Source organism: Sorangium sp. So ce426, assembly GCF_051475585.1.
Taxonomy (GTDB): domain Bacteria; phylum Myxococcota_A; class Polyangia; order Polyangiales; family Polyangiaceae; genus Sorangium; species Sorangium cellulosum_B.
Genome location: NZ_CP150341.1, coordinates 11,849,984 through 11,861,473, shown reverse-complemented (window position 1 = coordinate 11,861,473; position 11,490 = coordinate 11,849,984). Strand labels below are relative to the sequence as shown.

At 73.5% G+C, this 11,490-nt stretch carries 9 protein-coding genes; 2 read left to right on the top strand and 7 right to left on the bottom strand.

Annotation, left to right across the window (positions count from 1 at the left end; all coding sequences use genetic code 11):
• Positions 1–32 precede the first annotated feature (32 nt).
• The gene (gene tssI / locus WMF44_RS44545) at positions 33–2,045 is read left to right on the top strand and encodes a type VI secretion system tip protein TssI/VgrG (protein ID WP_437296116.1); all 2,013 of its coding nucleotides are present in this window, start codon (positions 33–35) and stop codon (positions 2,043–2,045) included.
• 12 nt (positions 2,046–2,057) lie between these two features.
• Here tssI and WMF44_RS44540 read toward each other — a convergent pair whose 3' ends face one another.
• Positions 2,058–2,756 (bottom strand): GbsR/MarR family transcriptional regulator, encoded by a 699-nt coding sequence (locus WMF44_RS44540; protein ID WP_012240929.1) that lies wholly within the window; start codon positions 2,754–2,756, stop codon positions 2,058–2,060.
• 522 nt (positions 2,757–3,278) lie between these two features.
• Here WMF44_RS44540 and WMF44_RS44535 point away from each other — a divergent pair.
• Entirely contained in the window at positions 3,279–3,653 is a 375-nt protein-coding gene (locus WMF44_RS44535) for a hypothetical protein (protein WP_437296115.1), read from the top strand.
• Between the two features lie 148 nt (positions 3,654–3,801).
• On the opposite strand, the gene WMF44_RS44530 is transcribed toward WMF44_RS44535, so the two are convergent.
• The 6 genes from WMF44_RS44530 to WMF44_RS44505 form a co-directional block, all read right to left on the bottom strand.
• A complete protein-coding gene (locus tag WMF44_RS44530) occupies positions 3,802–4,320 on the bottom strand; it encodes a hypothetical protein (protein WP_437296114.1) in 519 nt (172 codons plus the stop codon).
• Positions 4,321–4,325: 5 nt separating this feature from the next.
• The gene (locus WMF44_RS44525; protein ID WP_437296113.1) at positions 4,326–6,143 is read right to left on the bottom strand and encodes an AAA family ATPase; all 1,818 of its coding nucleotides are present in this window, start codon (positions 6,141–6,143) and stop codon (positions 4,326–4,328) included.
• Positions 6,144–6,189: 46 nt separating this feature from the next.
• Complete coding sequence (locus WMF44_RS44520; RefSeq protein ID WP_437296112.1) at positions 6,190–6,840, bottom strand: TlpA family protein disulfide reductase; 651 nt, start codon at positions 6,838–6,840, stop codon at positions 6,190–6,192.
• A gap of 77 nt (positions 6,841–6,917) precedes the next feature.
• On the bottom strand, positions 6,918–7,166 hold the full coding sequence (locus WMF44_RS44515) for a glutaredoxin family protein (RefSeq protein ID WP_437301678.1): 249 nt from the start codon (positions 7,164–7,166) through the stop codon (positions 6,918–6,920).
• 38 nt (positions 7,167–7,204) lie between these two features.
• Entirely contained in the window at positions 7,205–8,680 is a 1,476-nt protein-coding gene (locus tag WMF44_RS44510) for a B12-binding domain-containing radical SAM protein (protein ID WP_437296111.1), read from the bottom strand.
• Between the two features lie 99 nt (positions 8,681–8,779).
• Positions 8,780–11,323 (bottom strand): DNA internalization-related competence protein ComEC/Rec2, encoded by a 2,544-nt coding sequence (locus WMF44_RS44505; protein WP_437296110.1) that lies wholly within the window; start codon positions 11,321–11,323, stop codon positions 8,780–8,782.
• Positions 11,324–11,490 lie beyond the last annotated feature (167 nt).

Genomic DNA, 11,490 nt, shown 5'->3' with positions numbered 1-11,490 from the left:
AGTACCAGGCGAGCCGCGGAGGAGGCGCGACGATGAACCGAGAGCCGACGGAACCCCTGAGGTGCAGCGAGCCGTCCCTACCCGCCGCCCCGCCGTGCGGTGAGCCCGCGGGCGCGACGGCGCACCGCGCGCCCAGCGCCGTGACGATGGCCACGGCGTCCGCCCCCGCGCGCATCCGCGAGGCCCCGGACGCAGGGCCCCCGTGCAGCGAGCCGATCGCGCGCGCGGCCTGCGCCGAGCGCCCGGAGGAGGCGGACGAGCCGGTGGACGATCCCCCGCCTGCGCCGTCTCCGGACGACCGAGAGATCCTCGAGGCGCCGGTGCGAGCGACCGCCGGAGGGCCGCGCGATGTGCCGCCATCGCCGCTGCGGGCGACCGCCGGAGGGCCTCGCGATGTGCCGCCATCGCCGCTGCGGGCGACCGCCGGAGGGCCGCGGGAGCTCCCGCCGTCCCAGGGCGGCCCAGAGGCGCCTGCTCACGTGCCGTTCCGCGAGACCGGCGCATCGGAATCGGCGCCGCGCCCGGCGCGCGCGGCGCCGATGGAAGCGCTTCAAGAGGCGAAGGCCGCGCTCCGGGACCGGGCACGGCGGGCGCCGATCCTGCGGCTCGACTCCAGCGATTTCTCCTGCGACCTCCTCCGGGTGCGCGGGGTGCACGGCAGAGAGGCCATCGGCCAGCTCTTCTCGTACGACATCGACGTCGTGTGCAGCGACGGCGCCGAGCTCTCGATCGAACAGGTGCTGGGGGCGGCGGCGTCGCTCGTGTTCGAGGTCGAGGGCGCGGACGAGCGGACCGTACACGGCATGATCGCCGAGGTGGAGGACCGGCACGAGACGGAGACCGCCTTCCGCTCCTACCGGCTCCGGCTCGCGCCGCGGGCGTTCCGCGCGACGCTTGTGGAGCTCCAGCAGGTCTTCCTCGACATCAGCGTGCCAGAGCTCATCCAGCACAAGCTCGCGATGGTGGGGCTCGGGCCCGAGGACGTGGTGATGCGCCTCTACCGCGATCACCCCCAGCGGGAGATGATCGTCCAGTACAAGGAGACGGATCTGGCCTTCATCTCGCGGCTCGCCGAGCACCTCGGGATCTCGTTCTTCTTCGAGCACGAGTCGGGCCGCGACGTGATGGTGTTCACCGACGAGCCGACGGGCTTCCAGCCGCTGCCGGGGGGCGACGCGGTGGTGTTCCGGCCGCGGGGCGAGCGGCGCGACATGTTCGAGCTCAGGGAGCAGGCCAGGGCCTTCCCCGCGACGTACGTCATGCAGGAGTACAACTACCGGACGCCAAGGCTCGACATGACGGCGGCGCACGAGTCGCCGGCGGGCCTCGGGGGCGGCGTCGTCGAGTACGGCGCCCACCACAAGACGCCGGAGGAGGGCCAGCAGCTGGCGCGGATCCGCGCGGAGGAGCGAGCCTCGTCGAGCCGCTATTTCGAGTGCCAGAGCGACGAGCTCCGGCTGATCCCGGGGGCCGTCTTCGCGCTCGAGGGCCACCCGCGGCTCGACGGCGAGCGGCTCCTGGCCGTCGAGGTCGAGCACCGCGCGGTGCAGCCGGTGGCCGTCGAGGGCGGGGCCGGCGGCGAGCAGGAGTACGTCAACCGCGCGCGCCTTGTGCGCGCCGCGCAGGCCTACCGCCCGCCGCGGACGGCGCCGCGGCCGAAGATCCACGGGGTGGTGTCGGCGCTGGTCGAGCCGCTCCCGGACGGCGAGATCGGCGAGGTCTCGCCGATCGACGAGCAGGGGCGCTACCGGGTGCGGTTCCACTTCGACGCGGGGGATCCCGCGTCGCGCGCCTTCCCCTCGCGGCTCGTGCGGATGATCCAGCCGCACGCCGGGCCGAACTACGGGATCCACTTCCCGCTCAAGCCCGGCATCGAGGTGCTGATGGTCTTCGTCGACGGCGACCCCGACCGGCCGATGATCGTGGGCGCCGCGCCCAACCCGATCACGCCCTCCCCGGTGACGCGGGAGGTGAACCTGATGCACCGGATCGAGACGTCGACCGGCATCCTCATCGAGATGCGGGACTGCCCGCCGCGCGGGTGACGCCGGCCGCCGCTACTTCTTGCGCCCCGCTCGGCCGCTCAGGCGGCTGATCGCGTCGCCCGCCGCCCAGGCGACGCGGGCCGCCGCGTTCAGGGAGCGGACCATCGCCTCGGGCACCTGCGCGATGAGCCGCTCCAGATCGACCGGGCCGTCGATCGACGGCAGGAGCTGCTCCATCAGGTCGGCGAACAGGTCGTACTTGCGCGACAGGTCGTCGAGCCGCGAGCGCATCGCGTCGGCCTCCGCGCCCTGCGCGTCGCCGAGCAGCGAGAGCGCGCGCCGCGCGAGGGCGCGCTTGTCCTGCACCACGCGGCGCAGGCGGCCGAGGTACGCGCCGACGATCACGTCGGGGTACTTGCCGCGCAGCGCGAACGAGTCGTGCCGCGCGCCCGACTCCCGCCGGCGCTCGATGATCCCGGCCGCCTCGAGGCCGCGCAGGTTGGCGAAGATGTTGCTCTTGGAGCGGCCGAGCTCCTGGCTGAGCTCGTCCATCGAGCGCGGCTCGTCCGCCAGGTAGAGCGCCGCCACGACCTGCCCACCCAGCCGGGTGATGCCGGGGAACGACGCGGCGATCTCGGCGCCGACCCCCTCGAGCAGCGCCTGCCGCGCCGCCGCGACCCGCTCGTCCGAGGCGCTCCCGTCTCCCCCCTCGCCGGTTGCGGGCGGCTGCGGCGGGTGCGCTGTCGGCGACGTCGGCCTCCGGGCGGTCATGGTGGGTGACTCACATAACGATCTTTCGCGGGTGCGCCAAGCGGCCAGCGCGCGATCATCTCGCCCACCTCGAGCGCCAGGCTGCTCGACCCGTCCCGCGCGCCGTCGAAGCGGGCCCGGAGGATGCCGTCCGGATCGAGGATCCACGTCTCCTGGGAGAGCTACGTGCCGTACGTGTCCAGCACGACCTGGCGTCGGGGTCGAACAGGACCAGGAACGGCGGATCGCCGTTCGGGGACGGCGGCGATCGGGTGCTGGCGCCGGGGGTGGGGGCGGCTCTCGGGGCGGAGATACCCGGGCGCGGCCGCTGCCTTGCGGAGCACCGCGCCGGCGAGCCGGGGAGAGGAGCCCGCCTTGGACCGCCCCAAGAAGCGACGAAAGAAAACCAACGAACCTTGTCAGACGACCGAGGACAGCGGCGAACGAACCATCGTGGACAGCGCGCGAGGTCATCGTCGCGCGAGGCACCTCGACCCATTTCAGGAGGACATCATGCGACGTTTCATTGCTGGACTCTGCGTCATGTTGTCGGCTTATTTCATGGGGTGCATGGCGTATCCGCCCGACGTGGTGACGGACGAGAGCCTATCGAGCGAGGCCGTCACCGAAGAGGTGGAGGAGGCGTCCGAGGCGCTGACGGCCTGCGGCCCCGGGCTCTGCTGCTCCCTGTCGGACTGGTCCGGCTCCAGCGAGTGTCAAAGCGGGAACCAGGTCGCGCACTGCTGTCCCTCGGGCTACGGCTCCGTGGGCAGTTCCTGCCTGCCCTATTGCCCAGGCGGCCGTTCCTGCGGATGGAACCGCGTCGCGGGCGCAGGCGCCTGCACACAGGACTGCAAGGGATCCATGCTCTTCTGCTGTCCGGCCGGGAAGACGTATACTTCCGCGGGCTGCCGGTAACCTCGCATCTGCCGGTCCGCGCCTCCCGCGCGGTCTTCTGCGCTCCGATGCGCGGGGCGGCGCGTTTACCTGGGCCGCTGCGCCTCGTCGCCCCTCAACCACTCTCCCATCCAGCACCGGCGCCCGCGTGAATCGGCGCGTCGCGCCACTACCGCGGAGGGGGCGAGACGCGGAGGGGCAAGCCGAGCGCGGAGGCTTTGTCCTGGTTCATGACCACGGTGTCGCACGTCAGGCCGAGGAGCTCCGCGTACGCCCGGATCGAGCAGGCGATATGGTCCTTCATCGTGCTGATCGGCTTCATCCGCGTGGCGGCATCGACCTTGAGCACGAAGATGAGCCGCACGCGCGAGCGGACGCGCAACCGCTCGGGGAGCTCCCTGGCGAGGGTGGCGCCGATTTCTGTGTCGCCCCCGCGCCACGCGCTCTGGAGCATGACCAGAGAGTCCCGCCCCTTGGCGATCAGGCGATCGGCGAGGTGGCCGGGTGCGTCGCGCCCGGTGTAGTCCTTGATCTCGAGGAGGACGACACGGCCGCGGTCGGGATCCCAGTACGTGAAGTCCATCTCCGCGACGCCCGCGCCCGAGAGTCGCCGGTAGGTGGGGAGGTCCTCGAAGCGGAACCACGCCACGTCGGGCGGGGTGAACGCGAAGCCCGACTCTTCCGCCATGAGCGTCAACCCGCCATCGCGAGGTCGACGTCCTCATCACCCATCGAGAGCTCTTCCTGGACGATCTCGTTGGGTGGCATGCCCTCGGAGAGATCATGAAAGCTCCCGCTCACGTGGCCCTCGCGGTTCGTGAGGGCGCAGAGGCGCACGTCCGCCTTGTGCTGCCTGGCCACGAGCTCGAGCTGCTTCAGGATGAAGTAGCTGTGCGTCGCCATGAAGATCTGGACGCCCGCGAGCGACACGTCGTGGAGCATGCGCACCAGCGCGCGGGCCGCCGCGGGGTGCAGGTTGGTCTCGGGCTCGTCGATGAACAGCACGGTGTTCCGCCGGAGCTCGCCGTTCTGGATGAGCCTCGCGAAGAGGCCGATCTTCTTGATGCCCTCGGCGACCTGGGACATCCAGAACTGATCGTCGCCCCGGCGGAACACGAACCTCCCGCTCTCGCGGACGATCTCGCCCGAGAACAGTTCGCGGAGGGAGATGAGCACGCGGCGCAGGCTGTCCGGGAGATCTTCCTGCATCACCTCGCCGCGGAGCGCGACCGCGAGGTCGTAGTACGTGTCGTCGAAGCCGAAGCGCTTGTCCTGCTCGTGGAGCGACGTGATGGCGTCGACCGACGTGAGGATCTCCTTCGGGGGGATGAACAGAGCGCGCAGGTTCAGCTGCGGGCCGCCCTCGTCGTCCATGCGGAGCGACCGTGCGTCCGACGCCGAGAGGAGCGCGGAGTACACCGCGTTGCACAGCGTGGCGCCGAAGACGGCGTCCCCGGGGCTGCGCTTCTTCACGAGGTCGCCGAGGTGCGCGCTCGCGGGCTGGAACGTCCACATGAGCTTCTCGGCAAGGACCTCCCCCAGGGAGGGCCGGTCGGCGTCCATCCGCCGCGTGTAGTCCTGCACGCTCCTGGCGAGCACATATGCCAGCTTGAGGAGCGTGCTCTTGCCGGTGTCATTGCGGCCGATGACCACGTTGATCCGGCCGAGATCGGTCCAGCGGAACTCCTCGAAAGGGCCGAACCGGAAGACGCCGAGCTCGTCGAAGAGCGTGCTGTCCTGCCCGGCGAGATCGGGCGGGGGCTCGCCCGCCGCGGCCTCGACGACGCCCTCGCTCTTCTCCGGCACGGGTCGCCTCGAGGGCGCGAGCGCGCGCCGGATATCCACGTACGGCTCGCCCTCGACGTCGCTGTCCTCCCCGCGCGTGACGAAGGGCAGCTTCACGAGCGCCGCGCGCACGACGCGGGCGAAGGCGTCGGGGTCGAGCGCGCCCGAGAAACCCTGCGGCACCCGGAAGAGCGTCGCCGTGGCCGCACCCATGAACGGGAGCCCGAGCTTGCGGGCGAGCTCGATCTGGTAGCGCAGGTACGCACGCTTCTCGTCGCCCTTCTCGCGATCGAAGAGGGCGAGGCTCACCGGGATCACCGCGTCCTCGAGCATCGCGTCCTCGCCCTCGGGCGAGACGTCGAGGATGCGCTGGGTGACCGTGCTCCAGACGATCTGGCGGTTGCGTGGCGCGGTCGCGACCTCGAGCGCGAGCTGCCCGTAATAGCGCGGCTTGGCGCGCCACGTGCTCCAGCGGGCGACGAGCGCGACGTGTCCGCCCTTCCACGAGCAGTCGAGCCGCACCGCCGAGGGCCACGGGCCGTGGCGCTGCTCATCGAGGCCAGGGATCGGCTTCCCGTAGGGAAGCGCGGGCCACGCGATCGGCGGCTCGCGCTGCGGGGTGACGTGGATCGTCACCCCCTCGATCTCCACGTCGAGCGGCCGCGCCGCGCCGAGGAGGGCTCTGCCCGCCTCGAACGCGAGCACGTTGGCGGCTTCGAGCTTCATGGGTAGATCCTAAGCGCTCCCACCGCCCTCACGGCAAGGAGCCCGCTCAGGAGTCGTCGGCGCAGACGTCGACGGACCCGGCGCGCGGCTTGCTCTTGTAGATATCGGCCGGGCAGCTGCCCCAGCGCGAGACCATCTCGCCCACCTCGATGGCCAGGCTGCTCGACCAGTCCCGCGCGCCGTCGAAGCGGGCCCGGATGATCCCGTTCGGGTCGATGATCCACGTCTCCGGGTAGAGCTGCGTGCCGTACTGGTCCATCACGACCTTGGACTCCGGGTCGAAGAGGACAGGGAACGGCGGGTCTCCGTTCAGGGCCACCTTGAGCGCGTCGCGCACGTCGTCCGGACCCTCGTCGGTCGAGATCGTGAGGACGACGATGTCCTTCCGCGACTGGGCGATCCGGCCGAGCTCCGCGAGCGCCGGCATCTCCTGCAGACACGGAGCGCAGGTCTTCGTCCAGAAGTTCAGGAAGACCGTCTTGCCCCGGAACGACGACAGCCGGACGGGCTTGCCGTTCATGTCCGGCAGCTCGAAGTCCGGCGCGAGCCGGTTGCGGCCGGCGTACGCGGGGCGCAGGGCGCAGATGGCCTCGCAGCCGGTGGTGCGCTGGTCATTCTGCGCGGCGTGCACGAAGCCGTAGACGGCGACGGCAGCGACGAGGATGAAGGCGAGCTGCACGAGGGTCGTCCACTTCACGGGGGTTCGCATAGCGTAGCGCGGCGCAGGGCGAAAGCGGGCCGAAACGCCCCGCCCCCGCTCTTCGACGCGGTGCTTCACTCCGGGCCGGAGAGCAGCCGCTCGAGCCGCCGCTCGTCGACGCGGTACTTCATGATCTTCCGCCCATCGAGCTCGACCACGGGGACCTCCCAGTCGTACAGCGCTCGCTTCTCCGGGCCGGCCTCCCGATCGAGGTCGACGACGGCGAGCTCGAACGGCAGCCGGGCGCGCACACGCTCGAGCGCGGCGTGAGCCACCTCGCAGAGGTGGCAGCGCTCGCGCGTGAAGAGGGTCAGCGTCTTCATCGTCACGTGGCACCCTCCGGGCCGGGCTGCCGCCCCGCTCACCCCGCCGCGAGCAGCGGCAGGCTCTGGCGGCGCGGCGGCTCCGGCCGCTTGATCTTCTCGAACGCGCGCTCGTAGTCCCGGAACGAGCCGCCCGCGTGCACGGCCTGCAGCACGGCGTGCCCCTCGGCCTCGCCGCCCGCGGCGAGCACCGCCTCGACCCACGCCCAGCGCGCGCTCGTGGCCCGCACGTCCGCGCGGCCCCGCAGCCCGCGGCGGAGCCGGTCGAGCCGCTTGTTCACGACGTCGATCCCGGCGAAGCGCGCGCCGTGGAGCGGCGTGTTGCGCTTCGGGCAGAACGGCGCGATCCCGAGCGCGACGGGCACGATCCGCGACAGCTCCGCGACGAAGGCGACGCACTCGTCGACGTCGGCGTCGGTCTCGCCGGGGACGCCGACCATCAGGTACAGCTTGAGCCGATTCATCCCGTGCTGCCGCGCGAGCTCCGCGGCCCGCTGGAGGTGCCTGGGCCGGGCGCGCCGCTCGAGCGTCTCGCGGACCCGCTCGCTCGTGCCGTCCATCGCCGTCGTGAGCGTCTTGTAGCCCGCGAGCCGCAGCGCGCCGACGAACTCGTCGGTCAGCCGGTCCGGCCGGAGGCTGCTCAGCCCGACCTCGCAGCCCCGCTCGGCGAGCGTCCGGACGACCTCGACGATCTTCGGATGATCGCTGACCGCAGCGCCGACGAGGCCGACGCGCCTCGCGTCCTCGGGGATGAGCTCGAGGAGGCGCTCCTTCGGGACGATGCGCATGCCGCCGTTGGTCGAGCGGCGCATCACGCAGTAGGTGCACCCGCGCGAGCAGCCCCGCTCCGCCTCGATGAGGAACATGTTCGAGAGCTCGGTCTCCTCGGCGCGGATCGGCGACCAGGCGGGGAGGAGCGCGTTGTCGCACTGCGCGACCGGGGGCATCTCCGCGCCGTGGCGCGCGGGGACGAAGACGTGGGGGAGGGCCGCCAGCGCGTCGAGCGCCGCCTCCCGCGACGGGGCGTCCCGCAGCACGCGGAGCGCCTCCACGGCCAGGGTGTCGGCCTCGCCCATGATGATCGCGTCGGCGAACACCGCGAGCGGCAGCGGGTTCGAGAACGTGAGCGGACCGCCCGCGAGGACGAACGGATCGCGAAAGGAGCGCTCCTCCCGGAGCGCCGGCATCCCCGCCAGCTCGAGCAGGCGGACGACCCCGGCGAGCTCGAGCTCGTAGGCCACCGAGAGCGCGATGACAGGGAAATCGGAGATGGGGCGGAGCCCCTCGTACGTGATCGGGGGGCCGCCCGCGCCCTGGCCCTCGTCGTCCGGCAGGAAGGCCCGCTCGCACGCCATCCCGGGCTCGGCCTGGATGGTCTTGTAGATCTGGAGGAAGCCGAGCGAGCTCATTCCGGCCCGGTACGGCGAGGGGTAAGACAGCGCGACGCGGAAGGGCGCCTGCTTGTCGATACGACCGATCTCGCCCGCCAGGCGGCGGCGGATCGTGGTCGTCATCGCGCTTCGAGACATCGACCCAGCGTCCCTCAGGGGACGTCCAGGCGCAAGGATGGGGAGGCCAGCTGACAGCCGCCCGGAGCGGCGATTTTTTCCAGCTCACGGCCCACCGTTCTCCGGGACGTGTCCGGGGGCGGTCCTCCCGTCGCGGGGAGCGGGGGCCGGGCGCGGCGGCTCGCCCGGGCGGGACCAGAGGACGCGCTCGCCGTCGGTCTCCCAGGTCAGGGCGCCGCCGCGGTCCGTGCGCGCGATCGCGACGCCGCGCGCCGAGAGGCGGGAGAGCACCTCCGGGCTCGGGTGCCCGAAGCGGTTGCGGACGCCGCAGGAGACGGCGGCGATCGAGGGGTCGACGGCCGCGAGGAGCGCCGCGCCGGTCGACGTCCGGCTGCCGTGGTGCCCCACCTTGAGCAGATCGGCGCGGAGCGCGGCGCCGTAGCGCGCCACGAGCGCGTCCTCGGCCTCGTGCTCCGCGTCGCCCACGAGCAGCGCGGATCGAGCCCCGTAGGTGATGCGCACGACGAACGAGTTGTCGTTGGCGCCCCGGTCGGGGTGGAGCTCCGGGCACGGCGCGAGCACCTCGATCGTCGCCCCCGAGAGGATCCGCGGCCTGCCGCAGAGCGCGTCGGGCCGCACGATGGGCACGCCGCGCCGGCGCAGGTCCGACAGGAGCTTCCGGTAGACCGGGCCCGCGCCCTCGGCCTCGCCCTGGCCGGTGTCCCAGAGCTCGCCGACCTCGACGCCCTCCACCGTGGCCGGCAGGCCGCCGAAATGATCGGGGTGCGGGTGCGAGAGGACGACCGCGTCGAGGCGCGCGCGGCGGCGCGACCGCAGGAGCGGCCGGAGCACGCGCGCGCCCGTGTCGACGGGGCTGCCCACGAAGCCGCCCGCGTCGACGAGCATCGCGCCGCCCTCGGGCAGGTCGATCAGGATGGCGTCGCCCTGCCCCACGTCGAGGACGTTGACGCGCAGCACGCCGCGGGGCGCGCCCGCGCGCGTGGCGACGCCCTCGAGCAGCAGCCACGCGGCGGCGCCGGCGGCGAGCGCGGCGAGCCGGCGGCCGCGGCGCTCCGCGGCCCACGCGAGCGCGATCGCGGCGGCGAGCGCGGCCAGCTGGGCGGGCGACGGCTCGGGCAGGCGCAGCACCACGCCGGTCTCCGCCGAGGCGCGGGCCACGGCGCGGACCGCGAGCAGCGCGCCCGACCCGACGAGCGCGCACCCGCGCTCGACCGGCGGCGCCCACGAGAGCACGGCGTGCGCGAGGCAGAACGGGAGCGCCGCCAGCTCGCCGATCGGCGCGGCGACAACGTTCGCGGCCACGCCGAGCAGGGGGAACGTCTCGCCGTTCATGAGCAGCAGCGGCGCGCACCCGAACATGGCCGCGAGCGTCGTCGCGAGCGGCGCGAGGACCTTGCGCGCGAGCTCCCGCGCCGACGACCCGCCCGGCCCGCCCTCGGCGCCGCGCCCCTGCTCGACGCCGCGCATCCCCTCCCCGGGCACGAGCAGCGCGGCGAGCGGACGCTGCAGCCAGAGCAGCCCGGCGGTGGCGGCCGCGGACAGGCCGAACGAGAGATCCCACGCGACGAGCGGATCCACGGCGGCGGCGCCCGCGAGCGACAGGGCGAAGCAGCGGACGCCCACCGGACGGAGGCCGAAGAGGCGGGCGCCCATCGCGCAGCTGAGCATCGCCGCGGCGCGCATCGCCGAGCCGCCGCCGCCGGCGAAGTCGGCGTACAGCCACGCGGCCGGCACGCACAGCGCCGCGGTGATCCGGCCCGCGTCCCACCGGGCGGCGATCGGCCCGACGCGGACGAGGATCGCGCGGAGCGCCGCCGCGAAGCCCGCCACCGCGAGCACGAGGTGCGTCCCCGAGACCGCGAGCAGGTGCGCGAGGCCGCTCTCGCGGAACGCCTCCTGGTCCTCGGGCGCGAGGTCGGTCTCGCCGAGCACGAGCGCGCGCCCGAGCGCCACCGCGTCGGGGTGGAACGTCGCCTCGATGCGCCCGCGCACGAAGGCGCGCGCGCGATCGACGGCCGCGCGCACGTCGATCGCGCGGCCCTCCGACGTCCGCCGCGCCTCGACGATCGTCCCGCTCGCGACGATCCCGCTCCGCGCGATCGCGGCGGTCGCGTTCCGGAGCCCCTCGTTCCGGAACAGGTGGATCGGCGCGAGGTCCACGGTGACCTCGAGGCGGTCGCCCCGGGCGAGGTCCATCGGCGCGCCGTAGAGGCGCGCCCGGAGCGGCCCCTGCAGCGCTCGCCCGCCGCACGTCCCGCCGGAGAGCTCCACGTCGATGCGCGAGGCCGGCGGCTCGTCGTCCGCGCCGCGCGCCCCGGCGGAGCGCCGCTGCGCCGCCCCGACGACGACCGGCGAGCCGACGACGGCGCACGCCACCTCGCAGCGCGCCGGCGGCTGCAGCTGCGCGAGGGCGCCATCGTAGGCGGCGCCCGCGCCGTCGAGCAGCGCGCGGGCGCGGAGGCCGCTCACGACGAGCGCCACCCCGGCGGCGGCGAGCGCGGCGCGGCCGGCCCGGCGGCGGAGCGCCGCCGCGGCGAGCGCGGCGCCGAGCGCCGTGGCCAGCGGAGAGAGGGCGAGCGGCGCGCCCGCGGCGAGCGCCAGGCCGAAGAGCAGGACGGGATCGATCACGGCCCCACCGCCCCGCAACACCTGGGCCGCGCGCATTCCCGCGGAATTTCAGGGGGGAGCGGCCGCCGCGCCCCTGGCGCCGCCATGGCGGCGCGCGGCGTCGAACGCGTCGGCGCGCCGGCCGATCCTGCAAGAGCTCTCTGTTATGTGGGGGGAGCAACGCGCCG